We start from the raw sequence: 26,544 nt of genomic DNA, 5'->3' as shown, positions 1-26,544 counted from the left end.
CCCGCCTTCGAACGTGCGGACGGCGCCGTCGCCGCCCGCACGTGCCGGTCGCTCCGCGCTCCGCCGGTGCGATGTGTGTGGTGCCCGAGCCCGGTGATCACCGCAACACACGCTACATCGTTGATGAATCAAGTATCAACACGATCGTTCGGGCACCCGGACCAGGCGCACCCCGCCGGCTCCCGCCCCGCCCCCAGGCGGTGCCCGGTCGGTGATCAGGAAGGATGCCGGCGGATCCACCACAGGGACAGGGCGACGAGCGCCACGCCGAGCGCGAGGCACACCCCGGTCGCCGTCCACTGAAGGGGCCAGAAGTCCGAGGCCGGATGATACTCGGCCCAGTGACCGGTGATGCCGTGCCCGGTCAGGCACCGGCGGAAGTCGCTCTGGGCGTAGCAGTCCGTGACCTCGGAGACGCGCCGGCCGTCCTTGGACAGCGGGCCGTCCGCGAGCATCCACGCGCTGCCGGGGGCCGGGGGCTCGGACGTGTGCTGCGCGGAAGCCGTGCGCACCGGCCAGAGGTACGGCCGGACCTGCTCCAGCAGCGCGAACAGACCCGCGCCGACCACGAGCGTCGCCCCCATGGCCAGGACCGTGCGGCGCAGCACGAGTCCCAGAGTTGCCCCCAGGAGGTACAGCAGCACGCAGAGGCCCACGACGACGGGACCCACCCCGTAGAAGGGATACCAGCCCTGCCAGGGGAACAGCGGGCCCAGGACCCCGGCGACCGGATGCCACCACCAGGTCATGGCGGCGGAGAACACGCCGCTGACGAACACGGTCATGACGAGCGGCACACCCAGCTTCGCGGCGAACCAGCGGGTGCGGGTCACGGACTGGGTGGCGACGGTACGGTACGTCCCCGACTCCAGTTCCTGCGCGAGCTGGGGCCCGCCGAGGAACAGACCGAACAGGAACGGCAGCAGCAGCATCGCCTGGAGCGGGCGCCGCAGCGGGAACTGGTGGTCCCGCTCGAAGCCGAGGAGGTTCCTGAGGCACCCCGCGGAGGTCTCACGGCCGTGGCAGGCGTCGAGATGGTGCGCGCTGACGGCGGCCGCGACGTGCTGGTGTTGGACGGCGGCGTAGACGGCGACTGCCGCCGCGGCGGCCAGGGCGATCCAGAAGGCGGTTCGGTTCTGCCGCCAGATCAGCCAGGTCAGCCCACGCAGCCGCGGCCCCGGACCACGGCGGACGCCCGGCGTGGAAGAGGTGAGGGTGCTCATGCCGCCACCCCCTCGCCTGCGTCGACTCGCGCGCTCGCGCTGAGCAGTGACGGGGCGTCCGGCGTTCTGAGATAGCCGAGGACGAGTTCCTCCAGGGTGGGGAGCCGGTGCCCGGCACCTTCCGGGAGCGCGTGACGGATCCGGACCAGCGAGGTGAGCCCGTCGAGGCCGCCGGAGGTCGCGATCACGTCCTGACCGTCCAGCACCTTCCGATGGCGGTCGCGGTCCGCCGACCCGGTGGTGAGTTGCCGGTGTGCCGCGAGCAGGACGTCCACCTCGCCGGCCAGCCGGACGGTGCCCTGGTTGACCAGGACGAGGTAGTCGCAGGCGTTCTCCAGCTCGGAGACGAGGTGTGAGGACATGACGACCGTCGCGTCGTTGTGTCGCGCCTCCGCCTGGAGCAGATCGGTCATCTGATGCCGTACCAGCGGGTCGAGGTCGGCCATCGGCTCGTCGAGGAGCATCAGCCGCGGGCGCTTGCCGAGGGCCAGGGCGAAGGCGACCCGGGTGGACTGCCCGCCGGACAGCGTCCCGATCCGGGCGTTCATCGGGATGCCGCCCGCCTCGACGACGGACTCGGCCGTCTCCTGGTGCCAGGTGGGGTTCAGCTCCGCTCCCATGCGCAGGATCTCGTGGACGCGGAACCGCGGGTAGAGAGCCTTCTGCTGGCTGAGGAACGCGGTGCTCTGCCGGGCCCTGGTGCTGCCCGGCCGGTGGCCGGAGAGCGTGATGGACCCCGCGGTCGGCGTGACCAGGTCGGCGGCGAGGGACAGCAGCGTCGTCTTGCCGGCGCCGTTGGGTCCGACCAGGGCGCAGACGCGGCCGGCGGGCAGGCGGAAGGAAGTGTCCCGCAGTGCCCATCCGCGGCGGTAGCGTCGGCCCAGCCCGACGGTCTCGATCGCGGGAACGGGTGCGGCCCGAGGGGTCGTGAGGGAGTCGGTCATGACGTGCTGGCCTGTTCGGTCTTCCTGAGGAGAGGCGGGACGGCGGTCGCGACCCGCCGTGGGCTGCGGTGTACAGGGTCGGGGATCATCGGTTCTGCGGGTGCGTGCCGTGACGGTGGCGTAGCACCAGGGCCAGGGTGACCGCGCCCGCGGCGGCCAGCGCCAGGTGGAGCAGGCCCGGAACGGGGACGGCGCCGCTCCACAGGGTGAGGTGCGCGACAAGCCGTTCGGCCAGGTGCACACCGCCCAGGAGGAGGAGCGCCGTGCCGAGCAGGCTGGCGGCGAGCCGCCGCGGGTGACGGAGGGGGACGGTGTTCAGGTATGGGGATCCGTTCATGGCTGCGACGTTAGGGGGCCGGACGGGGCGCTCGCTTCGGCGGAAAGTCGGCACTTCACCGGTGACCAAAGTCGCGGCCGCCGTCGGTACTCATACCTTGGTAGGCAAGTTGCGCGCCGGGGCCGGGATGCTCGCTCCGGACGGTCGCGGCGACGTAGGTTCTCTGGACGTGAGTCAGAAGAGGACGGCCGGCGACCGGCGTGTTGGGTGGCGCGATCTGGCGGTCGTGGCCGCCGCCGCGGTACTGACGGCCAGCACCGTCGTCGCGAGCGACAGGGGCTTGTGGCTGTACCCCCGGGTGTTCACCAGCGTGTTCCTGCCCGGTCTGTCCTTCGGGCTGCGCGGTCTGCTCCTGCCTGCGGCGGGCTGCCTGCTGCTTGGGTGGCGGCGCCGATGGCCGGTGCCGGTCGCCCTGGTCCTGGTGGTGATGTGCGCCTTCGTGCCCGTCATCCCGGCCGTGGCCATCGCCCTGTTCACCGTGGCGGCCCGCTGCCCGGTCGCCACCACCCGCTGGGTGACGGCGTTCGCGCTGCTTCCCGTCCTGCTCTACCTGGTGACACGCTGGTCGTTCCAGTCCGCCGAGGTGGCCTCGGCCGTGACCGGGGCCCTGCTCGTGGGGGGCGCCGTGGGCTGGGGTCTGTTCGTGCGCGCCCTCCGGGAACGGGCCGTGCGCGCCGAGAGCGAGTCCGCGCTGCGCGCCGAGCGGGCCCGCCGACGGGAACGTGAGGCGATCGCCCGGGAGATGCACGACGTCCTGGCCCACCGGCTGTCCCTGCTGAGTGTCCACGCGGGCGCCCTGGAGTTCCATCCCCACGCCCCGCCCGAGCAGGTCCGGGAGGCCGCCGCCGTGATCCGGGACAGCGCCGCGCGGGCCCTGGAGGACCTTCAGCACGTTCTCGGCGTGCTGCGCACGCCCCTGGACCCGGGGGCCGCCACCAGGACCGAACCGCCTCAGCCCACCCTGCGCGACCTGACGCGTCTGATCGAGGAGAACCGGGAGGCGGGGACACGTGTCGAGGTGGAGGTCGATCTCACGGACGCGGACTCGCTGAGCGACTTCACCAGCCGTACCGTCTACCGGATCGTGCAGGAAGCGCTCACGAACGCCCGTAAGCACGCCCCGGGCGAGGCCGTACACCTCTCGCTGGCCGGCACGCCGCGCGACGGCCTCACCCTGGACGTGACCAACGGTCTGCCCGCGGCCCCGCCCACCGACGCGCCGCCCGGGGCGGGACAAGGGCTGATCGGCATGTCCGAGCGGGTCGCGCTGGCGGGCGGCACCTTCGAGCACAGCCGCACCGGCGGTCGGTACCGGGTGACGGCCTGGCTGCCGTGGACCGCGTGATCACCGTACGGTGGTCGGCATGATCCGCGTACTGCTGGCCGACGACGATCCCCTGGTCCGCGCGGGACTGCGCCTGATGCTGGGGGCGGCCGAGGACATCACGGTCGTCGCCGAGGCGTCCGACGGCGCCGAGGTGTCGGCCCTCGTCGACCGCCACGGCCCGGACCTGGTCCTCATGGACATCCGCATGCCGCTCATGGACGGCATCGAGGCCACCCGTGTCCTGCGGGCCCGCGCGGAGCCCCCCGAGATCATCATGCTCACCACGCTCGCCACCGACGGTTACGTCCTGCGTGCCCTGCAGGCGGGCGCAGGAGGGTTTCTCCTCAAGCACACCCAGCCGCAGGACCTCGTAGCCGCACTGCGCAAGGCGGCCTCCGGGGAGCCGGTGTTCTCCCCGGACGCCCTGCGCCAGCTCGTCGACACCGTCGCCGTGTCTCCCGACGAGGACCGGGCGGCACCGGGCGCCACCGGGGCCCGCGGGGCAACCGGACCGGGCGGCCAGGACGTCCACGACGCACGGGAACTGCTCGGACGGCTGGGCGCCCGGGAGCACGAGGTGTCCCTCGCCGTCGCTGAGGGGAAGACGAACGCGCAGATCGCCGCCGAGATGTATCTGAGCATCCCGACGGTCAAGGCGCATGTCTCCCACATCCTGGCCAAGCTCGAACTGAACAACCGCGTCCAGATCGCCCTGCTGGTCTACCGGGCCGGCCTGATCTGACCGCTGCCGGCCCGTCAGGTTCCGCGGCGGGCGGCAGAGGCGTCGACCGGGCCGCCGAGGTCGACGTCCCGCAGCGGAGTCTCGTGGCCCTGCTCGTCGACGAAGGCGACGTGCAGGGCTTGGCCGTCGGTGCGGCTGACCCGGCCGACGAGCGGCCCGTCGGGGTGGGGACAGTACTGGTCGCCCCACTGCTGGAGGGCGCCGAAGACCACCATGAGGTCCTGTCCGGCAGGGGTCAGGCGGTAGGCCATCCGGGTGCGGCTGCCCGCCTCCTGGTAGGGGAGTCTGTCCAGCACCCCGCCGTCGACCAGGGTGCCGAGCCGGTGGGTGAGGACGTCACTCGCCACCTGCAGGCGGTCTCTGAAGTCGGAGAAGCGGGTGGCTCCCTGGAGCGCCTCGCGCAGTATCAGCAGGCTCCACCGGTCGCCGAACACCTCCAGGGCGCGGCCGATCGAGCAACGTGTCCCCTCCGCGCCGAGGTGAGGGCTCCTGTTCGTCATACGACCAGTCTATCCCTGAGATGGTTTTTCCAATTCAGATGCTAAGTTGGAAAACAGGTTTCAGCATCTGTGCCGTCCGGCGGACGTCGTCGACGCTCAGCACCGGAAACGCACTTCGTCATCGCAAGGAGCAATCCCGCATGAGCAGCCATGAGCAGTTCGCCGTCGAAGAGGTCAGCCCGTCCTACTGGCGGATCACCTTCTCCAACGGGGAGGTCAACCTGATCGACCCCGACACCGTCGAGCAGCTCGCGGAGCTGGTCACCCGCATCGAGCAGGCCCCGGAGCTGACCGCCGTCGTCTTCCGCAGTGTCAACCCGGACTTCTTCATGGCGCACTGGGACTTCCTGTCGGACCGCTCCCGCGTGGCCGCCATGAAGCCGGCGGCCTCGGGGCTGCACCCGTACGCCGACAACATGTACCGCCTGGCCAAGGTGCCCGCCGTCACCATCAGCGAGATCAACGGCCGTGCCCGGGGCGGCGGCAGCGAGTTCGTGCTGGCGACGGACATCCGGTTCGCCGGCCCGAACGCCGTCCTCGGTCAGTTCGAGGTGGGTGTCGGATCGGTTCCCGGCGGAAACCCCAGCGGCCGGCTGCCCCGCCTGGTGGGCCGGGGCCGCGCCCTGGAGATCCTGCTGGGCGGCGACGACTTCCCCGCCGACCTCGCGGCCGAGTACGGCTACGTGAACCGTGTTCTCCCGGAAGGCGAGCTGGAGCGGTTCGTCGACGCCTTCGCCCGCCGCATCGCCGGCTTCGACAAGTCGGCCGTCGCCCAGACCAAGGCCCTGGTGGACGCCGAGTCCCTGCCGACGGAGGAATCCCACGGCGCCAGCCTCATGGCCTACTTCAAGTCCGCGGGGCGCCCCGAGAACGCCCACCGCGTGCGCTCCCTGTTCGAGCGCGGGCTCCAGAAGCCCGACGGTGTGGAACTCGACCTCGGGCGCCGGCTGGCCGAGTAGCCGCCACGGACGGCCGCTCGGGCACGGACACCGCCCGGAACCGACGCGGGGCCTTCGGACCGGAGCCGAGGGCCCCGTTTTCTTCGACTGCCCGGGAAAGGCGTATGCGATGACGTTCACCCGTACCGACGGGGAGACACCCGCCGAGGAGCCACGCTGGGCGGCCGGCTCCTCGTGCCGGACGGACCCCCGACGCCACGACCGGCCATCACCATGACCAGCGGGTTCGGCGGCATCGAGGACCAGCGACCGGAGCCCTTCGCCAGGGCCTTCGGAGGCGGGCTTCGTCGTACTGGCCCACGACCATCGCACCTTCGGATCCAGCGGCGGCACGCCACGCCAGGACGTCGACCCGTGGCGGCAGATCGCCGACTGGCGCCGTGCCGGGCGGACACTTCTCGCCCTATCTGGAGGAGTTCGCCACGGCCGGCAGGGCGGCCGTCGACTGGTTCGCGCGCCACCTCTCGTCCTGACCCCGGCCACGGCGCCGTGGCCGGGTCCTACTGCTCGGCGATGTGCTCGCCCAGGCGGAGTTCGAGTTCACCGCGCTGCTGCATGCCCCGCTCCATGAGCCGGCCGATCCTGGTGTGCGCCTCCGGCCAGGTCTGCGAGGCGCGGAAGGTGTTCTGGCCGGCTTCCAGGTCCGCGTCGGACGGCAGGGTGGACCGGTTGACCAGCGCCTTCACCTCGGACAGCGGCTTGTGGTCGAACGAGGCGATGCGGGTGGCGAGGCGGTCCACATAGGCGTCCAGCTCGGCATCGGGCAGTGCGCGGTTGATCCAGCCGTACCGCTCCGCCGTCGCGGCGTCGAAGTCGTCGGCCCCGGTGATGATCTCCAGCGCGCGCCCCCGTCCGACCAGCCGGGGCAGCCGTTCCGTGGCTCCGCCGCCGGGCGTCACACCGGCGCCCACCTCCGGCTGCCCCAGCACGGCGTTCTCCAGGCTGGCGAAGCGCATGTCGCAGGCGAGCGTGAACTCACAGCCCACCCCGCGTGCCCGGCCGCGGACGGAGGCGATGCTGATGACAGCGGACCGGGCCATGCGGGTGGTGGTGTCGCGCCAGGTGGGCCCGGTGTAGGGCACCTCGGGCGGCAGCATGTCGAAGTGCGCCAGAAAGAAAACCGGATCCGCGCTGTCGAAGACCACCACCTTCAGGTCTTCGTCCGCCTCCATCCGGTCGACGAGGTCGCCGAGTGCCGCGAAGACCTCGTAGGTCACCAGGTTGATCGGGGGGCTGTCGAACGTCACGCGCCAGTACGACGGTGAGCGCCGGACGATCCTGAGGGGGAGAGATGTGGCCATGATCGGCATCGTACGGTGGCATTCCATATGATTCCGGGCACGATAGGTGCGCGGTGGAGACCCGGAGCCACTGCGTGTCGCCCCTCCCCGTGGCGGGGCATCGCTGTGCCCCACCGACTCCCACCGAGGGGCGGCCGACGTACTGCCGGATCCCGCCGCCGGTCACGGCCCCGGCGCCCTCAGCGGTGGGCCGCCCGGCGCTCGTGGGAGACGGCGTAGGCCTGGCTGCGGAAGGCCAGGACCGGGTCGTCGGAGAGTTCGACACCCGGCGTGATCCGGGTGGGGTCGTAGACCTGTTCCGCCCAGTGCTCCTGGTCCGCGACCGGGCCGGTGATCCGCAGGTGCCCCGCGACGATCTCCGGGCGGTCGGCCGGCCAGGGTTTGGTCGGGTCGTCCGTGGGGTCGCCGTCCTGGCCGAGCTGGACGCGGAGCGTGAAGCCCACGGGGCCGTCGGCAAGGCGTTCGACCAGTTCCCGCGCCAGGTACTCGGCGTCCTTGCCGGCCGCGGCCTCCTCCGACAACTCCCGCAGCCCCGCGTCCGGCTCCCAGCGGTAACGGACCGCGCGGCGCCCGCCCTGGGCGTCGACCCAGAAGAAGGCGTGGATGGCCCAGTAGCGGGCGGTCCCGTATCCGACGGGAATGGGCATTCGGCCGGCCTCCTGCAGCCCGCGGGCCGCCGTCGGGTGTGCCGCGACGTACGCCGCGACCTTCGCCGGGTCGGGTGCCCCCGTGACGGGGTCCTTCTGCAGGGCGCCGAGCAGCTCCAGGAACTCTTGGGGGGTGGCCGCGAAGAACACCGGGATGTTGACGGAGACGAGATCGGTGTCCGTGCCGTCCGGGAGCAGGAAGCGCACGGCGAGCCCACGGCCGGCCCTGATCCCGTCGGGCACGGTCGGGTTGGTGTTCGAGTTCGAGAAACGTACGACGGCAGGAACCGGATCCGCCTGGAGGTGGGTGGCCGTCGTGAGGGAAGCGGCCTCGCCGGACGGAGTGAAGGTGGCATCGAAACACATACCTCGGGCATGCACGCGGCGATGTCCCGGGTAGGTGCCGCTGACGCTCTCGATGGTGTCGACTGCCATGACGGCCAGAGGGGTTGGGTTGTGAAGGTCCATGGCCGCCGGAGTGTAGTCACCGCCGAACTTGCTCATACGTTTGCCTCACCGCACCCTGGCGGCACTCCCGCTGTCGGCAGCCGGGGTCACGGTGTGCTGTCCTGCCCTTGCCGCGGCGGAGGCGGGCAGCGCCAGGCGCCGCAGCAGGTCGCCGGGGAAGCGCGTCGTCAGGGCCCACCGGACGATGCCGTACCCGATCACACAGCCAAGGGTGTTGACGAGTACGTCATTGACGTCGGCCCCTCGGTAGTTGTTGAAGAGCACACAGCCCAGCACCTGCGAGACCTCGATCGTGATGCTGAAGACGGCACCGTAGACGGCGGCACGCCGCCAGGAGGTGACGCGGCCCGACAGCAGCGGGAGCAGTATTCCCAGCGGAACTGTCATCACGATGTTGGGTACGGCGCTCGGGTCGAGTGTCACCAGCAGGTACCAGTTGATCTGGTTGGTCCAGTCGATGTCGTCGGCGTATCTGCCGTACATGATCTGGAAGGGGAAGAACGTGAATCCGATGACGCCGGCCAGGTACAACGCGGTCACGAACCGGAGGGGAACGAATCTCCACCCCCATCCCGCCCCGGCCCTTGCGCGGATCGCCTGTACAGCGAGGAAGGCGAAGACCAGGCAGAGAAGGGGACCGAGGACCGGGATTGCCTCGAACCGGTAGTTGACATCGCCCATGACGTGAATTCCTCGGGTTGGTGTCCGGCGGCCCGTACTGGGCGTGGGACAGGGTGGTGAAGTCGGCCTGAACGCATCTGACCGTTGGGGATCCACGCGAGTGCGACGGCGGACCCTCTCCGGTGTCCATGACCCTGCCGCAGCAGTCCCCGCCGCCGGATCCGGCGAACGGCCGGTTCCACGGCCGCCACTACTCCTTTCGGCCGACCGCGGTGGGCGCCCACCGGACCGAGGCACGTGCTCGCGGGTTCATGGCATGCTCCTGGTGTGATGGACCGCAGAAGCCCATCGGGCGCCATGACTGCCTTTGTCCGCCGAGTGATTCGGATTCCGTGGCGCACAGGCCGACCGCGGCCGGCGCCGGGTTCCGAAACGGCGAACAGCACACCGCGGCGTGCGACGACACGTGTGCAGCGTGCACTGCCGTGGGTGGCCTGGGCCGCATGGACCGCGATACTCGGCTGGGCGCTGCTGTTCGACTGGCAGGCCGATCTGCTCGCACCCGAGGGAGCCCGCCTCGCGAAGCTCGGTGTGGCCCTGCTCGCGGTGTGCGCCGTTCTCGCCTCCCCGTGGCTGGGGGGCAGGACACTTCCGTCGGTCGCCGGCCTCATCGGGATCGCGTCACTGGCGGTCTCGGTCGTGTTGTACGCCGGAGCCGGCGGCGACACCGATCCGGGCACGGCGCTGGGTTTGTCCGAACCGGCGGCGCTGCTGTGGCTGTTGCTGCTCGTACCCGTGCGCGCCCGGCGGTGGTGGGTGTCGTGGGCCGTTCCCCCGCTGCTGTGGACCGCGGTCGTGCTGCGCCCGGTCGCGGTCGGCGCGGAGGAACTCACCGTCACCGTCGCGCTCTTCCTCGCCATGGGGTCGACGGCGGTGTCCGGCGTCGGTGCCGCCTGGCGTCTGGTGAGAGCGGACCGGCGCCGTCAGGCGCAGGCACTGCGTCAGGAACAGCGCACCGAGTTCGCCCGGGACCTGCACGACTTCGTCGCCCACCATGTGACCGGCATCGTCGTCCAGGCTCAGGGAACGCTGGCGATCGCGGAGCGGCGGCCCGAACTCGTCGGTCCCTCGCTCAAGCGCATCGAGCAGGCGGGAGCCGAGGCGTTGGCGTCCATGCGGCACATGGTGGGAATGCTGCGTGACCCCGGTGAGAGGGAGCGGGGCCCGGCCCTCACACCGCTGGCGGGAATCGCCGACGTGCGCACGCTCGTGGACGGCTTCGCCGCGGTCGGCGGTCCGCGGGCCCGGCTCGAGATGGAAGGCACCTTCGACGACCTGCCTCTTCAGGTTTCCACCACCGCCCACCGTGTGGTGATGGAGGCGTTGACCAACGTGCGCAAACACTCCCACCGGTCCACGGAGGTCCTCGTCCAGGCGGCCCGCGCCGCCAATGGCGGCCTCACTGTCCGTGTCAGCGATGACGGACGGGCCCGTGGCGTGCGCCACCACTCCGGGAGCGGCTTCGGGCTGAAGGGCCTGACCGAACGTGTCGCCCTCATCGGCGGCCACGTCCACGCCGGCCCCCGGCCGGGCGGAGGCTGGAGTGTCGAGGCCACGCTTCCGTCGGCCCCTGCCAGGGTGCGGGCGGTCTCATGACCATCCGTGTGCTGATCGCCGACGACCAGGCGATGGTGCGTGCGGGATTCGCCATGCTGCTGTCGGCCGAGGACGACATCGAGATCGTCGCCGAAGCGGCGGACGGGGTGCAGGCAGTGGAACTCGCCGAACGCCTGCGCCCCGACGTCGTACTGATGGACATTCGCATGCCCCGACTCGACGGACTGGAAGCGCTGCGCCGGCTGACCCGCCCGGGGGCGGCCGATCCGCCGAAGGTCGTCATCGCCACGACGTTCGACGACGACGAATACGTGCACCAGGCCCTGCGCGACGGGGCCTGCGGATTCCTCGTCAAGGACTCCGGACCCGCCCTGCTGGTCGAGGCGATCCGGGCGGCCGCCTCGGGTGAGGCGCTGGTCAGCCCCTCCGTCACGGTGCGGCTGCTCAAGGACCTGAAGCCTCGCAGGAACGGTTCCGAGTCGGCGCGGAGCGTGCTGTCGGCCCGCGAGCTGGAACTCGTCCGTCTGGTGGCCCGAGGGCTGACCAACGCGGAGATCGCCGCCGCGTTGTTCATCTCGGTGGGTACGGTCAAGACGCATCTCGCCAACGTGCAGTCCAAACTCGCCACCCGCAATCGTGTGGAGATCGCCGCCTGGGTCTGGGAGGCCGGCCTGCTCGACCGGTGACACAGTGATACGTATCTGGAATTTGCTTTACGCGACAAGTAATATGGGTGTGTGCCGCCCCGTGCCTCTCCGTGCCGGCCGGCGGCCGGAGCCGCTCACGCAGCAGCGGACCATCTGGTGGTGACGTGGTCACCACATACCCGAGGAGAATCTGTGACCGAGTCGCCTGTCGACGTCTTCGACAGACTTGTCCAGGTGCGGCCCCCCGAGCGCACACCCGTCCTGTTCGACACCGCATGTGTGCTGGGTGGCAGTATCGCCGGACTGCTGGCCGCGAGGGTGCTCGCGGACCACTCCCGCCGCGTGGTGATCATCGAGCGTGACCGCACCGACCCGCAGGGGCTGCCCCGCGACGGAGTGCCGCAGGACCGCCAGGTGCACGGCATACTTCCGGGCGGGGTAGACCAGCTGGAGCGCTGGCTGCCCGGCATCACCGGAGAGCTGAAGGGTCTGGGCGCCGTCTCCCTCGCGCCGGACCGGTCGGTCATGTACATCGACGGCATTGAGCAGCTGCCCAGCCGCGACGTGCACACCCTCAACTGCAGCCGGCCGTTGCTGGAGTTCGCCGTCCGCAACCGCGTGCTCGCTCTGCCCAACGTGCGGAAGGTCACCGCGCAGGCGACGGCGCTGGAGTACGACAACGGTGCCGTCAGTGCGGTGCGCTTCGTGGTGGACGGCGTCGAGGAAGAAGCCGTGCGTGTCGACTTCGTGGTCGACGCGATGGGACGTGCCAGCAGGCTTCCGGACTGGGTCGAGCAGGCGGGTTACAGCAGGCCGCCCCTGCACCGGGTGCCGACGGGCATCCACTACGCGACCGCCATGTTCGAGCGCGCCACCGGACCTGACGCGGCGCCACCGGCGTTCACCGGCACCATGTTCCCGGCACAGCCGGGACCGCGCGGCCTGACCGCGGGCCTGCTCATCCCGATCGAGGACAACCAGTGGATGGTCGGCCTGATCGTCCACGGCGGGCATCAGCCGCCCAGGACGCTGGAGGAGTTCCGGTCGCTGTGCGACGAACTGCCGCCCGCCTTCGGCAAGGCCGTCGGCGGAGCCGTCACCCGCGAGGTCCTGAACTTCCGGCAGGCGGACAACCGGCGCCGTGACTTCGTGGGGCTGGCGCACTACCCGGCCCGTCTGGTCAGCGTCGGCGACGCGGTGGCCTCGCTCAACGCCACGTTCGGCCAGGGCATGTCGTCGGCCGCGCTGCACGCGTCCTGTCTCTCCGCCTACCTGACCGGTGAACCCGACCTGGGCCTCCCGGCGGCCTGGTACTTCGACCTGCTGAAGGTGGCCACGGACGCCCTGTGGGGACCCTCCGCCGGAAGCGGCGTGGGCGACGCGGAGCCGGCGCAGGACGAGGAGGCGTCGCAGCAGCAGTGGGCGATGGGGCAGCTGATGCAGGCCTCTCTGACGGACGAGACCGTCGCCGACGCCTTCAAGGCGGTGGCGTACATGCGCGCCCACCCGGGGACGCTGGCCGACCCGGCGCTGCTGGAGCGGGCGATCGACGTCAACAAGTCGGCGGACACGGCGTCCTGACCGGGGACGTCCCACAGCCGGCGGCGGCGACCACACCGGACGTGTCGATGCCGTGGTGACGGTAGACGTCCTCGATCGAGCCGGACTGGCCGAACGCGGTCACTCCGAGTGTGGTGACGGGCGTGTTGCGGATCGTGCCGAGGAACGCCAGCGTGTGCGGATGACCGTCCAGCAGGGTGACGAGCGGGGTGGCCCGGTCGGCGGGGAAGACCTGGTCGAGGATCCAGCTCGGGCTGTCCGCCAGGCCACGACGGGCCTGGAGTGCGCGGAAGAGCAGGTCCGGGCTGGTCACGCACACGACGTCGGCCTGGTGGCCGAGGGCGGCGAGCCGGTCGGCGGCGGCGAGCGCCTCGGTCATCACCGCTCCCATCGCGGCGATGGTCACCACGGGCTTGTCGTGCCGGCGCATCCGGTAGGCCCCGGCGGTCACCTGCCGCCGTCGGCGTTCCCGGGCGGCCGGGTCCCCGGGCACGGCGGCCAGGGACTGGTCGACGGGACGGGTGGAGAGCCTCAGGTAGGCCGAACTCCCGTCCGGGCGGCCGAGATTGCCGAGCGCCGCCAGCAGACACCATTCCGTGTCGACGGCGAAGGCGGGCTCGTAGGTGACGCAGCCGGGCTGCTCGATGCCCAGCGACGGCGTGGTGATCGACTGGTGCGCGCCGCCCTCGGGGGCCAGCGTGACCCCGGACGGCGTGCCGACCAGGATCGACTGGCCGCCGGCGTAGATCCCGAACGACCAGGGTTCCAGGGCCCTGTTGACGAAGGGGTCGTAAACCACGCCGATCGGCAGCAGCGGCTGTCCCCAGCGGCTCCAGGTGGCGCCCAGCTCACCCAGCACGCCGACCAGGTTCGTCTCCGCGATGCCCAGTTCCACGTGTTGGCCGGTCGGCCGCTCCTGCCAGTGCAGGAGCGTCTCGGAGTCGTCGGCGAACCAGTCAGGGCGCTCCGTCGGCGACCACACGCCGACCTTGTTGAGCCAGCCCCCGAGGTTCGTGGACGAGCTGACATCGGGGCTGACGGTGACGATCCGGCTCGCCGCCCCGGGAGCCCGGCGGGTGAGGTCCAGCAGGACCCTGCCCAGAGCCTGCTGCGTGTTGCCGGTACCCGTGGGGGCCGGACGGCCGAGGTCGGCGGGGATCGCCGGGGGTTCCTGCGGCACGTGTGCGGGGCGGTGCAGCCGCGCGGAGGCCGCCGCGCACAGCGCCGCTTCCGGCGACCCGGGGGCGAAGGCCTGCCAGGGGTGGTCGAGGTCGGTGCCCAGTCGGTCCGCCAGCGCTGACATCTGGTCGGCGGTCAGCAGGGAGGAGTGGTTCTGCGGGTGGCCCTGGGTGGGCAGCCCGTGACCCTTGACCGTGTACGCGAAGATGACCGTGGGGCAGGCGTCGTCGACGCTGTCGAACGCCTCCGTCAGCGCCCCGATGTCATGACCGCCCAGGTTGCGCAGCGCGGCCAGCAGGGAGCTGTCGTCCAGGGACGCGATCAGACCCGCGACCGGTCCGGCCGTCGAACCGGTGCCGGGCAGGCGATCGCGCAGCTCGTCGGCCGAGCAGCGCAGCAGGCGCTGGTACTCGGGGTTGCCCATGGAGTCGATACGGGCACGCAGGGCCTCGCCGCCCGGCCGGGTGAACAGCTCCTCCAGCAGCCTCCCGTACTTGAGCGTGATCACCTGCCAGCCGGCCGCCGCGAACATGCCCTGGAGCCGGTCGGCGGCGATACCGGGGACGACGCGGTCCAGGGACTGCCGGTTGAGGTCGACGATCCACACCGCCTCGCCGAGGCCCTGCACCATCGGGTCCTGCACGGCCTCCCAGACGGCGCCCTCGTCCAGTTCCGCGTCGCCCAGCAGGGAGTACTGGCGTCCGGTGCCCGCCCCGCCGAAGTGGCCCTCGACGTAGCGGCGGGCGAGGGCGCCCCACAGGGGGGCGGTGGCGCCGATGCCGACCGAGCCGGTGGAGTAGTCGACCGGGTCGGGGTCCTTGGTCCGGCTGGGATAGCTCTGCAGGCCCCCGAAGGCGCGCAGGGTCGTCAGCCGGGACTCGTCGAGTTCGCCGAGCAGGTAGTTGATCGCGTGCAGCACCGGGGAGGCGTGCGGCTTCACCGACACCCGGTCCCGGGCGGTCAGCGCGTGGAACCACAGCGCTGTCATGATCGAGGTCATCGAGGCGCTCGACGCCTGGTGGCCGCCCACCTTGAGACCCGAGGGGTTGGGCCGTACCCGGTTGGCGTGGTCGACGATCGCGGTGGACAGCCAGAGCAGCCGCCGCTCGACCGCCTCCAGCACGGCGAGATCCGCGGTCCGGTCAAGGGCCCGGCCGCCACCGTGCGTCATCAGCTTCTGGTCAGTGGTCACCACAGACACCTCCGTCACCGGCACACGGCCTCGGACACTTCGCTTTGTGCGCCCTCAGTAGACATACGGCTCTGCGGTTGCACAAGATATGTATGTCGAACTGAGCATTCTGCTCAGAACCCGGTGCCGATGAGAGGTGCGGACCGAGCAACATGAGCACTGCGCGGAGTCTCGATGCCACGGACGCCCGGATCCTGCTCGCCCTGACGGCCGACCCGCGGGCCACCGTCGTCGCGCTGGCGGAACAGCTGGGGCTGTCGCGCAACACGGTCCAGGCCCGGCTGGCCCGGATGGAGCAGGGCGGCGCGCTCGGATCCTTCGAGCGCCGGATCGTCCCGAAGGCGCTGGGCCACCCGCTGACGGCGTTCGTCACCGCGCGGGTGGGCCAGCACCGGCTGGCGGAGGTGTCGGAGGCGCTCGCGGGTATCGCGGAGGTGGTCGAGGTCTTCGGGCTGAGCGGGGAGACCGATCTGCTCGTGCGGGTGGTCGCCGTGGACGCGGAGGACCTGTACCGGGTCGCGGGCCGGATCCTGGCCGTCCCCGGCATCGAGCGCACCGCCACGGCCCTGGCCATGAGGGAGCTGGTGCCACACCGTCTCACCCCGCTGCTGCGCCGCACCGCGGACGGCCGCTGAGAGTGCGGCGGGAAAAGAGCTCATGCTTGACTATGCAATAAAACGGATTTCGCGATACGAACCGGACGTGTTGTGCGGTGAAGGGCAGACAATCCGACAAGGGTCCTGTACCGTCGATCCTGGGGTGAAGCACTGCGCGGTCGTTTCTGCGCGCTCGCCAAAAAGCAGGAGCTGAATAGGTCCTCCTTTCTCGGAGCCGATTTTCGTGCCGATTAGCGGCCATGCCCTTCCTGTCTTTTTCTGCGCTTCTCCGGTACGGCGCCGACCGCTGCCCTCCTTGCGTTCTACCTGCTCATCCTTGGTTCGTGCATGGTGTGCGCTCGGACGCTGTGCTCATAGACCGTCCGGCGACGGTCCTGTTTCGTGGGAATGATCACTGCCATTGTCACACCCTTGGTCACATGTTCACTGGAAGACTCCTGCCAACCCAACCGGGTGAACCCAAGGCGAATCCCGGACAACAGTCCACGGATTTCCGTTTCCACAGGAAAACATGTGAAGAAGACTCCATCGAGACGCTGGGGCGTTCTGGCCTCCGTCAGCGCGTCCCTCCTCGCACTGTCCAGTTCCCTCATCGCGTCGGCGGACGTCCCGTCCGCGTATTCCGCACGTTCCGCGGCCGGCTCCGGCACCTCCCGCACGGCGGCCGCCGACGTTCCGGCCGGAACCCACTCGGTCACTCTGATCACCGGTGACACCGTCACCACACGGCAGCCGACCCAACCCGGCTAGACGGGCGGCACCGTCGTCGTCACCGGCCCGGACGGCGGAACGGCCGACGCCCGTGTCATGGAGAACGGCGGCGACCTCTACGTCTACCCCGATGCCGTCGTCCCCTACATCGCCGAAGGCATCCTGGACCGACGGCTGTTCGACGTCAGCGATCTGGTCGCCGACGGATACGACGACGCGCACACCGACGGACTCCCGCTGATCGTCTCCTACGTGCGGGGCGCCGCCGGCCGGCAGGCCGACGTCCAGCCCCCGGGAGCGACCCGGGTGCGCGGCCTCGACGGCATCGGCGGCGCCGCCCTGACCGAGGACCGGTCCCGGTCGCAGAGCTTCTGGACAGCGGTCACCCGCTCCGGCACGGACACCGCGGGACGCGCCGCCACCGCGAAGCCGGCGTTCGCCGCCGGCATCGCGCGGATCTGGCTCGACGGCAGGGTGAAGGCCGACCTCGCCGACACCGCTGCACAGATCGGTGCCCCCCAGGTATGGGCCGGCGGCGACACCGGCCAGGGTGTGGACGTCGCCGTCCTGGACACCGGCGTCGACACCGGGCATCCGGACCTCGCCGGGCGCATAGCCGCCACCCGCAGCTTCGTCCCGGACGAGGACGTCCAGGACCACAACGGGCACGGAACCCACGTCGCCTCCACCATCGCGGGCACCGGCGCCGCCTCCGACGGCACGGAGAAGGGGGTCGCGCCGGGCGCCCGCCTCCACATCGGCAAGGTCCTGTCGAACAGCGGCACCGGGCAGGACTCCGACATCCTGGCCGGCATGGAGTGGGCGGCCGTCGACGAGCACGCCAAGGTCATCAACATGAGCCTCGGCTCCAACACGCCGTCCGACGGCACGGACCCGTTGAGTGCGGCCGTCGACCGGCTCAGCGCCCAGACCGGCGCCCTGTTCGTGACCGCGGCCGGCAACACCGGCCGGGCGCGGAGCATCGGCGGCCCCGCGGCGGCGGACGCCGCCCTGACCGTCGGCGCGGTCGATTCGAAGGACGCGCTGGCGATCTTCTCCAGCCAGGGCCCGCGGATCGGCGACAGCGCGGTCAAGCCGGAGATCACCGCGCCCGGTGTGGACGTCCTCGCGGCACGTTCCCAGTACGCCGGCGAGGGCCAGGGCTACTACCAGACGCTCAGTGGCACGTCCATGGCCGCCCCGCACGTGACCGGGGCCGCGGTGCTGATCGCGGCACAGCACCCGGAACTGACGGGAAGTCAGATCAAGGACCTGCTGGTCAGCAGTTCGCTGCGGACCCCGGCGTACGACGCCTTCCAGGCCGGCAGCGGCCGGGTGGACGTCGCGGCGGCCGCCCGCGTGAAGGTCTTCGCGACGTCCACCGCCTCCACCGGGACCGCGGACCCCGAGTCGCCCCCGGTGGAGCGTCCGGTGACCTACACCAACCTCACCGACGCGGCGATCACCCTCACCCTGTCGGTCGACGCTCCCGGCTCCGCGGCGGGCCTGTTCGGTCTGTCCGCGAACCACGTCACGGTCCCCGCACACGGCACCGCCGGCGTCACCGTCTCGATCGACGGCTCGGCGCCGACCACGGACGGGCACTTCGCCGGCCAGATCGTGGCAGCCGACGCCGACGGCGACGCACTCGCGCACACCGCGGTGTCGCTGGGCAGCACGGCCCACAAACTGACCATGACCTTCAAGGACGCCCAGGGCCGGCCCATGTCGGGCGTCGTCGAAGTCATGAGGCAGGGCGAGAGTGACCCGGACTTCCTCATCGTCGACGACTCCGGCACCGGCTCCGAGTATCTGCCCGCCGGTATCTACTCGGTGCTGTCCTTCAAGGACGTACAGGGTGTGCACGGCCCGCACTCGAGGGGCGAGGCGCTGCTCGGTGACCCGGAGGTCAGTCTCGACCAGGACCGCACCGTGACGCTCGACGTGGGCAAGATCCACCAGGTCGACATGACGGTCCCGCAGCCCACCGCGACGACCTACCGGCGCCTGGAGTACTTCCGGTCGATGGACGGTGCCTCGTACCGTGACTACATGGAGACCCAGACCTATTACGACAGTCTGTGGGCTCAGCCGACCACGCACGACGTCACCCACGGCGACTTCTACCTCGGTGCCCGCTGGCGCAAGCAGCAGTCCGCGCTCAGCGTCTCCACCAAGTCCACCGACTTCACCGACGTGTTGCGGCAGAGGCTTGTCACGCCGCTGCCCAAGGGCCACTACAGCCTGCCCGTGGTCTTCGCGGGCAACGGAGGTGCCTCGGACTACAAGAACCTGAACGTGCGCGGCAAGGCCGTGGTCGTACGCCGCAACGAGACGGTCGCCGACGCGGCCCAGGCGGCGGCGGCCGCACAGGCCGGGGTCAGGCTGCTGCTGGTCGAGAACGACGTGGTCGGTCGGCAACTACGTCCGTACGGCAGCGACTTCACCACCCCCGCTGCCGTCGACGTGGCGTTGCTGACCATGGACCAGGGCGAGGAACTCGTCCGGCAGGCCCGCACCGGAAAGGCCGTGCTCGCCGTCGCGTCCGAGCCCTCGCCGGCATACGTGTACGACCTGATGCAGACCTGGCACAACCGGATTCCGGCCGACCTGGTCGTGCGCGGCGGCCGGGACAACCTGGCCCGGGTCGACGTCACCTTCGACGCGTCGGACCCGACGGTGACCGGCGGTGAGTACCGCTACGACTGGCCCGCCTACTCGAACTACGGCGCCGGCACCACCATGCAGCGGGCACCGGTGAACGGCAAGCGCGTCGACTGGGTCTCCACCACGGGAGCCAACACCTGGGGCCAGGAGGCGTTCGCCGACGGTCTGCTCTACGAGATCGAGCCGAGGACCACGTACCGGGCGGGCAGCACCCAGACCCAGGAGTGGTTCAAGCCGATCCAGCGTCCCTACCTGAACGACAACTACCGGCTGCCAAGCCGAAGTGGCAACGCGCTGACGTTCGACGTGCCGGCGTACGGCAGCCGCGACCACGTCGGCATGGACATGAATTCCGACCTCTCCCAGCAGACGGTCACTCTGTACCAAGGCAAGACACAGCTGGCACAGGGCACGGGTGCGGTGGTCGAGGCGGACGCTCCGGCCACCGGCAGCCTTCCGTACCGCCTGGAAGTGGAGAACAGCCGGGACGCGGCGTACAGCCCGTACTCGTCGACCACCACCACGGACTGGACCTTCACCTCGCAGGCGCCGGTGGACGCCCCGTCGGCCGTGCTGCCGCTGCTGCAACTCGACTACGGGCTCAGTACCGACGCCGCGGGCCGGGCCGACCGGAACGCGACGCTGACCGCCGAGGCCGAATCCCTGCCCGGAGCCGTCGCAGCCGGCTCGCCGGGCCGGGTGACGCTGGAGTTGTCCTACGACGACGGCAAGACCTGGCACCGCGCGAGCGGCGGGTCCGACGGACGGTTCCGGCTGGACGCACCGAGGAAGGTGTCGTTCGTGTCGCTGCGGGCCAGTGCACGTGACACGGCGGGGAACACGGTCAGCCAGACCGTGCTCCGAGCCGCCGGCCTGCGCTGACCCCGCATTCGGCGCGGAACGGCTCACGGGTGTCTTCGACCCCCTGACCGGCCGCGCGTGACATCGGCCTACACCGCCCGGACACGGGTGGTGAAGGCCGACTTCGTGTGGGGGCGTGCCCCGCTCCGCCGGTCACCGGCAACCTGGCGGCACCTCTGCGACGATCCCGGGTCGCCGCAAGATGTTTGACGGAGCAATTAAAGGGTGGGTATGTTCATGATGTCACCGCCTCTTCGGCATACGGGCGGTCTGTCCTGACGTCCGTCATGGGCGGAAACCGGCCAGAGCGGCCTCTGGCGACGTCGAGTCAGGAAAGTCCCCGCCGTGCGCATCCTCTTCTTCAGCAATCCCCTGCCCGAACGCCTCACCCCGCTGCTGCCGCTGGCCCGGGCACTGCGTGAGTACGGGCACGAGGTCGCCCTCGCAACCGCCTCGGAGGCGGCACCCTGGCTGGAGCAGGAGGGCTTCGAGCTGATGTTCTTCGGCCCCACCACATACGAGGTGACCGCTGAGGTGGCCCGCCGTATCGGCGTGGACATCCTGCTCAGCCCCACGACGGACATCATGGCGGAGTACTTCGCCGGTGCGCGTGTGGACCTCATGGCCGACGAAGCAGTGGACCGGGCCGGGCGGTGGATGCCCGATCTGATCGTCTCCGAGCACTGCGACCTGGTGGGGCCGCTGGTGGCGAGCGCCTGTGAGGTGCCCTGCGTCGTGGCGGTCACCGGTACGGCGTTGGAGCCGGACGAAGTCGACGCACTCACGGCGACCGTGCGCACCCGTTACCTGGACCGCGGACTCCAGCCTCCCCCGCAGGCGTCGGACGGGCGCCGGCTGCTGCATCTGTCCCCGCCGAGCCTGCGCCCGCAGTGGCCGGCAGCGGCCCGCCGGCACGACGCGACGCGGGCGGAGCCCGGTCCGGCGCCCGCCCGGCTGTCACTCACACGCCGGAGGGAGAGCGACGCTTTCGACGGGGAGGCGGGCGGGGCACATCCCGTGCGCGGCTCCGCGGCCGCCGAAGAATTGAACGATGTCACCGCGGTGCTGCACCACGGTGGTCCCGACCTCGCCTTCGCTGCTGCGGCACATGGTGTCCCGGCCGGCGTGGTGCCCGAGAGGCCAGACAGGCCCTAGAGGCGGAGCGGTTGGCGGCGGTCGGCGCGGGCATCGCACTGCCGGCCGGGGAACAGGATCCCGCGGTGACAGCCGCCGCGGGCCACAGGCTGTTGTCCGATCCGGGCTTCACGGCCGCGGCCTCGCGCATTCGTGACGAGACAGCCGAAATGCCGACAACGGCACAGGTCGCGCAGTGGCTCGTCACGGCGGCGGCCGACGGCGGGTGACGCCTCCTGGGCCGGGGGGCTCCGGTGTCAGCAGGGCGCTATGCGCTCCAGCACTTTCGCGGCTGCGGCAATATCGCAGCCGTCCAGGTGCGAGAAGACATGGCGGCGGACACTTGCAAGGTTGATGGGCCAGGCCTGTTTCAGCTGGGTCCATCCGGCACTGGTGAGTACGGCGAGCCACGCCCGCCCGTCATCGGGGGCCTTCTTCCGCAGGACCAGCGACTGCGACTCGAGACGGTTGACCACCCGGGTCATGCCGCTCAGCGACAGCCCGCACATATTTGCCAAGTCACTCATGCGCATCTGGTGGTGCCGCACCTCGGAGAGGTGCACCAGCACCATGTACTCAACCGTGGAGATCGAGTGTTCATCCAGCATGTCCGCGTCGACGACTCGCGGCAAAAGCATCATTACCCTGCCCAGCGCCCGCAGGAAGGCCTCCTCGTCGTGATCGAGGGGCTTGATATTCTTCACGTCTGCCATGCGGCACAGTGTAAATGGCACTCCGCTGCCGAAGTCGGCGGCCGTGCGGACTCCGTCGGGCAGCCACCATTCGCGGAGAGAAATCCTGGATCCGAATACACATGTGTTTCTCGGATCGAATACGTATCACGTCACGCGTACGGATACGGACCTGATATGAGTATCTGTGTCGGGAAGCCGTCGAGGTCCGTACCCGTGTGCTCCCTCCGGGCGTCCGCACCGGACGGAGCACACCGGCCGGTCGGGTCACTGAGGCTGATCCTCCCGGGCCTTCGCCAGGGCGTACTTCACCGAGTGGTGCTCCCGGTACCGCTTGACGTGCCCCTTGGCGACCAATGATTCGAGGGTGTTCCTTACGACCTGGGGTGTCGGATTCCGGTCCGGGTGCTTCTGCAGGAGTTCCTTGCGTACTTCCTTGGCCATCCGCGGCTCGTCGTGTCCGGCGAGCAGGGCCAGCAACATGTCTCCGAGCAGCGGTTGACGCGACTTCCCCTTCGTGCCGGAAGCCCGTCGTGCGCTTCGCGGCACGGGCGTTTCCTTGGGCTGCTCGGACAGCCGTGGCGGGTCCGACAAACCGTCGTAACGCTCCGCGAGCTGCAGGATGTCCTGAAGAAGAGCTTCCTCTTCCTTCAACATCGTGATCTGTTCGGCAAGTTGAAGCTGGATTTGACGATTTCGCTCAAGATCCGACACGGCCTGTTCCACATACCGTGATCGGAGCGTGGCGGCTGGTTGGCTGGTCACAACCGTTCACTCCTTTAACCAATGGTGCTGCGCTGTGCATGGTACCGAGGTATTCACGATTGTGCAGATGTGTGCGGCATTGCCACATGAAAATACGACGTCGGAATTGGGTCCCGTTGTCTGTGCGGCGGGTATGGCCCGCGTGAAACATGACAGGCGCGCGGTGCCCGGGGCGGTGTCGATCGCCGATATCCGGGCGGGGCGCGAAGTCGCCTCAGCCTGCGGCAGGGACGGCCAGTACGGCGTTGTGGAGTACCTGTCCGCGGGCGAGGCGGTTCAGTTGCATGGTGAGCATGCGTTTGACCTGCGGTACGAACGCGGTGGTGAACGCGCCGGCATGAGGGCTGATGAGCACGCCCGGTGCCGTCCACAGTGGATGTTCCCTGGGCAGGGGCTCGGGGTCGGTCACGTCCAGGGCCGCCTGGAGCCGGCCGCACTGTACTTCCGCGAGCAGCGCTTCGGTATCCACCACCGCACCACGTGCCACATTGACCAGCAGGGCACCGTCCTTCATGGTCTTCAGGAAGCCCGCGTCCACCAGATGCCGTGTGCTCTCGGTGAGCGGCACCGAGAGAATCACCACGTCCGCCCGCGGCAGGAGCTTGTTCAGGGCCGACGGAGCGTGGACCGGCCCGCGCGGGTACCAGCGTGACGAGCCGGCCACGCGCTCCACCTCGCAGTCGAAGGGGAGTACGCGCTCCTCGATGGCGGCGCCGATCGAGCCGTACCCGACGATGAGTACCGTCGCGCCGGACAGCGACGGGCGTATGCCCTCCTGCCAGCGCCCGGCGGCCTGGTTGCGGACGAGGTCCGGCACCCCGCGCAGCGCCGCCAGGGTCAGGGTCAGGGCCAACTCCGCGGTGCCGCCGTTGTGGAGGCCGCGAGCGTTGCAGAGCAAGACGTCCGGGCGAAGGTGCGGCAACAGGTAGTCGACCCCCGCGCTCAGCGCCTGAAGTACCCGGAGCCGTGACATGTGCGGCAGCGGCCGGAGGATCACGTCCGGGTCCTTGGTCATCGGGGGCGCGTAGAAGGTGACGCGGGCCGGGTCCGTGGGAAATCCGCCCTGGCCGTCCCAGTGCGCGTAGTCCAGACAGTCCGGGAGGCCGTCGAGATCCTCGGGAGGCACGGGAAGCCACGCGAGCATCCGTTCACCCCCGTGGACGGTCGCGCCGGAGGGGGCGATGGGCGTGACTGGGCTCACGGTTGTCTTCACTCCTTGGGGGACGTGCCGCACCAACAGCCTGGTGCGCGGGCATCGCGTCGGCCTGGACGGCGGGAGCCGCGATCACGGTCCCGGCAGGGCCCGGTTGACGTCCGCGGCGCGGGGGTGAGGAAGAGAACCTCAGGACCCCTGTGCGACTTCAGGAGTCTAATATGTGCGGTCATCTTGACTGAGCGCGCCCTGGCCTCGGTTGACTCACACGTTGCAGGTCTCCGGCTGTACACGTGTCTGCGGCATTCACCCGTCTTCGGGTGCTGTCCTGAGGCAGTTGTTTGCGTACTGCATCGGTTCTCTGATCTACTTAATTGCGCCGACAAGTACGCGTGGCATTTCGTCCTGAAGTTCAGCGTCCATGAGCCGTCATGTCTCGATGTCTCGCTCCGGGCCGGGCTTTGGACGTCCGTATGTCATGCGCGCGATGACCTCGGCCGGCGGCAGGCGCCCGACTCCTCATCACTCCTGACGCCCTGATGGCCGGTCAGCGCGTGCGGAACCGTCCGTTCTCGCCGGCTGCCACCGACTCGGATCGTCATAAGCGGACCCTCGTAGCGGATTTGGTGTTCTACATGGCAAAAAGGCAACACGCCCATCGTCTGGTGCCACGGCGCCGTCGGGCCCTGTTCACCGCGGTGGGCGTTCTCGCCGTCGCGGGCTCGGTCACCGTGCCTCTGGTGGCGCAGGCCACCGGCGGCGGTCAGGCCGATGCCGCGCGGCAGCATGCCTTCGCCGACGCGGCGGCCGAATACCACGTCCCCCGGGAGGTGCTGCTCGCCCTCGCCTACCAGGAGTCCGCGTGGGACGACCACGCCGGTCGGCCGAGCGCCGAGGGCGGATACGGACCGATGCACCTGACCGACGTCACTCCGGCGATGGTCGCCGACGGCGCGGCCGGTGTCGCGGGCCGCGCCGATGTCGCCAAGCTGGCCGCGCCCCCGGCTCTGCACACCCTCGGCGCGGCGGCGAAGCTCACCGGTCTCACCCCCGAGAAGCTGCGCACCGACGAGGCGGCCAACATCCGCGGCGGCGCGGCGCTGCTCGCCTCGTACCAGAAGAACCTGCACGGCAAGACCTCCGCCGAACCGCCCGACTGGTACGGGGCCGTCGCCCGCTACAGCCAGGCGAGCCGGGAGCAGGGCGCCAGGGCGTTCGCCAACCGGGTCTTCGCCACCGTCAAGCACGGGGCCAGCCGCACCACGTCCGACGGCCAGAAGGTGAGTCTGGCGGCCACCCCCGGGATAGCACCGGCCACGGGCCAGCTGGGCGAGCTGGACCTGCCGGCCGCGAAGACGGCGGCGACCGAATGCCCGGACACGGTGGACTGCACGTTCGTGCCGGCCGACCCGACCAACGGCCAGATCTCCGACCGGCCCGCGAACAACATCAGGATCGACACCATCGTCATCCATGACACGGAGTCGTCCTACGCGTCCGCCATCAGCACCTTCCAGCAGCCGAGGACCAGCGCGTCGCACTACGTGATGCGGTCCTCGGACGGCGCGGTGACGCAGATGGTGCCGACGAAGGACATCGCCTTCCACGCGGGCAACTACTCCAGCAACCTGCACTCGATAGGCATCGAGCACGAGGGTTACGCGGCGCACGGCGCCACCTGGTACACGGAGGCGCAGTACGAGGCGACCGCCGACCTGGTGAAGTACCTCGCCCAGCGTTTCCAGATTCCGCTCGACCGGCAGCACATCATCGGCCACGACAACGTTCCCGGGCCCACCTCGGCGCTGGTCTCCGGCATGCACTGGGACCCGGGCACGTCCTGGGACTGGGACCATTTCATGGCGCTCCTGGGCACCCACGGCGAGGGGCGGCACGAAGTCGGCGGCGTCGGCTCGGTCGTGACCATCGCGCCCGGCTTCGCGCACAACAGGCAGACGTCGCAGATCTGCCCCTCCGACGACCCGACCGGTGCCGTCACCGCGTGCACGGACGTGAAGCAGCCGTCGAACTTCGTCTACCTGCGCACGTCCCCGAGCGATACCGCCCCGCTCTTCGGTGACCAGGCGATCCACAGTGGGGCGGCGGGCACCGACCGCATCTCCGACTGGGGGAGCACCGCGCAGGCCGGCCAGCAGTTCGTGGTCGCCGGCCGCCAGGGATCCTGGACGGCGATCTGGTTCAGCGGTGCGAAGGTGTGGTTCTACAACCCGCACGGCGTCAACACCACGCGCGCCACGGAGGTGACCGTCGTCTCGGCCGGCGCGGCCGCCGACGGCAAGCCGGTCGCCGTGTACGGCTCCAGCTACCCCGACGCCGCCGAGTACGCCGCGGCCGGACTGTCGCCCTCCACCCAGGCGCCGCTGAACATGTACACCATCCCCGCCGACCAGGCATACGTGGCCACGGCGGCGCCCGCGGCCACGGACGACTACTTCGCGGGCAGCGGCAAGGTTCTCATCGGCGCCAAGACCATGTACACGATCCAGTACAACCACCGTACGGCTCTGGTGTATTCGGCCGACGTCTCCGCGAAGAGTCTGGGCCGGGGACATCACTGACGTCACGCAAAGGAATCCGCCTGCGGTCCACCGCCCCCTGGAGGGGTGGTGGACCGCAGGCGTTTTCGGCGCTGCCCGCTCCCTTTCGCGCACCGAGCGGT

General features: G+C 70.2%; 23 protein-coding genes. 12 read left to right on the top strand and 11 right to left on the bottom strand.

Annotated features, from left to right (window positions below):
• Positions 1–215 precede the first annotated feature (215 nt).
• The 3 genes from JF597_RS29840 to JF597_RS29830 form a co-directional block, all read right to left on the bottom strand.
• Positions 216–1,223, bottom strand: coding sequence for an ABC transporter permease (locus JF597_RS29840; protein ID WP_294002419.1), 1,008 nt, complete (start codon positions 1,221–1,223; stop codon positions 216–218).
• Entirely contained in the window at positions 1,220–2,167 is a 948-nt protein-coding gene (locus JF597_RS29835; protein WP_294002417.1) for an ABC transporter ATP-binding protein, read from the bottom strand. The genes JF597_RS29840 and JF597_RS29835 overlap by 4 nt, the downstream gene beginning before the upstream one ends.
• Positions 2,168–2,252: 85 nt before the next feature.
• Entirely contained in the window at positions 2,253–2,504 is a 252-nt protein-coding gene (locus tag JF597_RS29830; protein WP_294002415.1) for a hypothetical protein, read from the bottom strand.
• Positions 2,505–2,673: 169 nt separating this feature from the next.
• Here JF597_RS29830 and JF597_RS29825 point away from each other — a divergent pair, with 169 nt between their 5' ends.
• Both JF597_RS29825 and JF597_RS29820 read left to right on the top strand, forming a co-directional pair.
• The gene (locus JF597_RS29825) at positions 2,674–3,849 is read left to right on the top strand and encodes a sensor histidine kinase (protein WP_294002413.1); all 1,176 of its coding nucleotides are present in this window, start codon (positions 2,674–2,676) and stop codon (positions 3,847–3,849) included.
• Between the two features lie 19 nt (positions 3,850–3,868).
• Positions 3,869–4,573, top strand: coding sequence for a response regulator transcription factor (locus JF597_RS29820; RefSeq protein ID WP_294002412.1), 705 nt, complete (start codon positions 3,869–3,871; stop codon positions 4,571–4,573).
• 14 nt (positions 4,574–4,587) lie between these two features.
• Here JF597_RS29820 and JF597_RS29815 read toward each other — a convergent pair whose 3' ends face one another.
• Positions 4,588–5,073: a helix-turn-helix domain-containing protein gene (locus JF597_RS29815; RefSeq protein WP_294002411.1), complete on the bottom strand. Its 486-nt coding sequence runs from the start codon at positions 5,071–5,073 to the stop codon at positions 4,588–4,590.
• A gap of 140 nt (positions 5,074–5,213) precedes the next feature.
• On the opposite strand from JF597_RS29815, the gene JF597_RS29810 reads away from it, so the two are divergent.
• On the top strand, positions 5,214–6,032 hold the full coding sequence (locus JF597_RS29810) for an enoyl-CoA hydratase/isomerase family protein (protein WP_294002409.1): 819 nt from the start codon (positions 5,214–5,216) through the stop codon (positions 6,030–6,032).
• A gap of 500 nt (positions 6,033–6,532) precedes the next feature.
• Here JF597_RS29810 and JF597_RS29805 read toward each other — a convergent pair whose 3' ends face one another.
• From JF597_RS29805 to JF597_RS29795, 3 genes are all read right to left on the bottom strand, one after another.
• Positions 6,533–7,333 carry an enoyl-CoA hydratase/isomerase family protein gene (locus JF597_RS29805; protein ID WP_294002407.1) on the bottom strand — a complete coding sequence of 267 codons (801 nt, stop codon included), beginning with the start codon at positions 7,331–7,333 and terminating at the stop codon, positions 6,533–6,535.
• A gap of 179 nt (positions 7,334–7,512) precedes the next feature.
• Positions 7,513–8,415: a catalase family peroxidase gene (locus JF597_RS29800; protein WP_294002405.1), complete on the bottom strand. Its 903-nt coding sequence runs from the start codon at positions 8,413–8,415 to the stop codon at positions 7,513–7,515.
• 78 nt (positions 8,416–8,493) lie between these two features.
• Complete coding sequence (locus tag JF597_RS29795) at positions 8,494–8,988, bottom strand: VanZ family protein (protein ID WP_294002403.1); 495 nt, start codon at positions 8,986–8,988, stop codon at positions 8,494–8,496.
• Between the two features lie 570 nt (positions 8,989–9,558).
• Between JF597_RS29795 and JF597_RS29790 the strand changes: the two genes are divergently transcribed.
• The 3 genes from JF597_RS29790 to JF597_RS29780 all read left to right on the top strand — a co-directional run bounded on the left by JF597_RS29790 (position 9,559) and on the right by JF597_RS29780 (position 12,914).
• On the top strand, positions 9,559–10,725 hold the full coding sequence (locus JF597_RS29790) for a histidine kinase (RefSeq protein ID WP_294002401.1): 1,167 nt from the start codon (positions 9,559–9,561) through the stop codon (positions 10,723–10,725).
• Positions 10,722–11,372 carry a response regulator transcription factor gene (locus tag JF597_RS29785; protein ID WP_294002399.1) on the top strand — a complete coding sequence of 217 codons (651 nt, stop codon included), beginning with the start codon at positions 10,722–10,724 and terminating at the stop codon, positions 11,370–11,372. Before JF597_RS29790 ends, JF597_RS29785 begins: the two co-directional genes overlap by 4 nt.
• 153 nt (positions 11,373–11,525) lie before the next feature.
• Positions 11,526–12,914, top strand: coding sequence for an FAD-dependent monooxygenase (locus tag JF597_RS29780; protein ID WP_294002397.1), 1,389 nt, complete (start codon positions 11,526–11,528; stop codon positions 12,912–12,914).
• On the opposite strand, the gene JF597_RS29775 is transcribed toward JF597_RS29780, so the two are convergent.
• On the bottom strand, positions 12,886–15,243 hold the full coding sequence (locus JF597_RS29775) for a pyruvate dehydrogenase (protein ID WP_294002443.1): 2,358 nt from the start codon (positions 15,241–15,243) through the stop codon (positions 12,886–12,888). The two genes, JF597_RS29780 and JF597_RS29775, sit on opposite strands and share 29 nt — an antisense overlap.
• A gap of 173 nt (positions 15,244–15,416) precedes the next feature.
• Between JF597_RS29775 and JF597_RS29770 the strand changes: the two genes are divergently transcribed.
• From JF597_RS29770 to JF597_RS29750, 5 genes are all read left to right on the top strand, one after another.
• A complete protein-coding gene (locus tag JF597_RS29770; protein WP_294002395.1) occupies positions 15,417–15,899 on the top strand; it encodes an Lrp/AsnC family transcriptional regulator in 483 nt (160 codons plus the stop codon).
• A 495-nt stretch (positions 15,900–16,394) separates the two neighbouring features.
• On the top strand, positions 16,395–16,631 hold the full coding sequence (locus JF597_RS29765) for a hypothetical protein (RefSeq protein WP_294002393.1): 237 nt from the start codon (positions 16,395–16,397) through the stop codon (positions 16,629–16,631).
• A gap of 57 nt (positions 16,632–16,688) precedes the next feature.
• Positions 16,689–20,141 (top strand): S8 family serine peptidase, encoded by a 3,453-nt coding sequence (locus tag JF597_RS29760; protein WP_294002391.1) that lies wholly within the window; start codon positions 16,689–16,691, stop codon positions 20,139–20,141.
• 324 nt (positions 20,142–20,465) lie between these two features.
• A complete protein-coding gene (locus JF597_RS29755) occupies positions 20,466–21,275 on the top strand; it encodes a hypothetical protein (RefSeq protein ID WP_294002389.1) in 810 nt (269 codons plus the stop codon).
• 11 nt (positions 21,276–21,286) lie between these two features.
• On the top strand, positions 21,287–21,484 hold the full coding sequence (locus tag JF597_RS29750) for a nucleotide disphospho-sugar-binding domain-containing protein (RefSeq protein ID WP_294002387.1): 198 nt from the start codon (positions 21,287–21,289) through the stop codon (positions 21,482–21,484).
• A 27-nt stretch (positions 21,485–21,511) separates the two neighbouring features.
• Here JF597_RS29750 and JF597_RS29745 read toward each other — a convergent pair whose 3' ends face one another.
• The 3 genes from JF597_RS29745 to JF597_RS29735 form a co-directional block, all read right to left on the bottom strand.
• Positions 21,512–21,967, bottom strand: a complete 456-nt coding sequence (locus JF597_RS29745; protein ID WP_294002385.1) for a MarR family winged helix-turn-helix transcriptional regulator — start codon at positions 21,965–21,967, stop codon at positions 21,512–21,514.
• A 246-nt stretch (positions 21,968–22,213) separates the two neighbouring features.
• Positions 22,214–22,711, bottom strand: coding sequence for a hypothetical protein (locus JF597_RS29740; RefSeq protein WP_294002383.1), 498 nt, complete (start codon positions 22,709–22,711; stop codon positions 22,214–22,216).
• Positions 22,712–22,925: 214 nt separating this feature from the next.
• The gene (locus tag JF597_RS29735; protein ID WP_294002441.1) at positions 22,926–23,855 is read right to left on the bottom strand and encodes a 2-hydroxyacid dehydrogenase; all 930 of its coding nucleotides are present in this window, start codon (positions 23,853–23,855) and stop codon (positions 22,926–22,928) included.
• Between the two features lie 644 nt (positions 23,856–24,499).
• Between JF597_RS29735 and JF597_RS29730 the strand changes: the two genes are divergently transcribed.
• Positions 24,500–26,443: an N-acetylmuramoyl-L-alanine amidase gene (locus JF597_RS29730; RefSeq protein WP_294002381.1), complete on the top strand. Its 1,944-nt coding sequence runs from the start codon at positions 24,500–24,502 to the stop codon at positions 26,441–26,443.
• Positions 26,444–26,544 lie beyond the last annotated feature (101 nt).

Source organism: Streptomyces sp. (assembly GCF_019510245.1).
Taxonomy (GTDB): domain Bacteria; phylum Actinomycetota; class Actinomycetes; order Streptomycetales; family Streptomycetaceae; genus Streptomyces.
The sequence above is the reverse complement of the archived record's forward strand: the minus strand, read 5'-3'. Positions and strand labels throughout refer to the sequence as shown.

Excerpts from the sequence above, each read along its gene's own strand:
- JF597_RS29785 (WP_294002399.1), top strand. The coding sequence starts at position 10,722 with ATGACCATCCGTGTGCTGATCGCCGACGACCAGGCGATGGTGCGTGCG.
- JF597_RS29840 (WP_294002419.1), bottom strand. The coding sequence starts at position 1,223 with ATGAGCACCCTCACCTCTTCCACGCCGGGCGTCCGCCGTGGTCCGGGG.
- JF597_RS29815 (WP_294002411.1), bottom strand. The coding sequence starts at position 5,073 with ATGACGAACAGGAGCCCTCACCTCGGCGCGGAGGGGACACGTTGCTCG.
- JF597_RS29735 (WP_294002441.1), bottom strand. The coding sequence starts at position 23,855 with ATGCTCGCGTGGCTTCCCGTGCCTCCCGAGGATCTCGACGGCCTCCCG.
- JF597_RS29800 (WP_294002405.1), bottom strand. The coding sequence starts at position 8,415 with ATGGCAGTCGACACCATCGAGAGCGTCAGCGGCACCTACCCGGGACAT.
- JF597_RS29770 (WP_294002395.1), top strand. The coding sequence starts at position 15,417 with ATGAGCACTGCGCGGAGTCTCGATGCCACGGACGCCCGGATCCTGCTC.
- JF597_RS29775 (WP_294002443.1), bottom strand. The coding sequence starts at position 15,243 with ATGACGCACGGTGGCGGCCGGGCCCTTGACCGGACCGCGGATCTCGCC.
- JF597_RS29810 (WP_294002409.1), top strand. The coding sequence starts at position 5,214 with ATGAGCAGCCATGAGCAGTTCGCCGTCGAAGAGGTCAGCCCGTCCTAC.
- JF597_RS29835 (WP_294002417.1), bottom strand. The coding sequence starts at position 2,167 with ATGACCGACTCCCTCACGACCCCTCGGGCCGCACCCGTTCCCGCGATC.
- JF597_RS29830 (WP_294002415.1), bottom strand. The coding sequence starts at position 2,504 with ATGAACGGATCCCCATACCTGAACACCGTCCCCCTCCGTCACCCGCGG.
- JF597_RS29730 (WP_294002381.1), top strand. The coding sequence starts at position 24,500 with ATGGCAAAAAGGCAACACGCCCATCGTCTGGTGCCACGGCGCCGTCGG.
- JF597_RS29805 (WP_294002407.1), bottom strand. The coding sequence starts at position 7,333 with ATGGCCACATCTCTCCCCCTCAGGATCGTCCGGCGCTCACCGTCGTAC.
- JF597_RS29820 (WP_294002412.1), top strand. The coding sequence starts at position 3,869 with ATGATCCGCGTACTGCTGGCCGACGACGATCCCCTGGTCCGCGCGGGA.
- JF597_RS29745 (WP_294002385.1), bottom strand. The coding sequence starts at position 21,967 with ATGGCAGACGTGAAGAATATCAAGCCCCTCGATCACGACGAGGAGGCC.
- JF597_RS29760 (WP_294002391.1), top strand. The coding sequence starts at position 16,689 with ATGGAGAACGGCGGCGACCTCTACGTCTACCCCGATGCCGTCGTCCCC.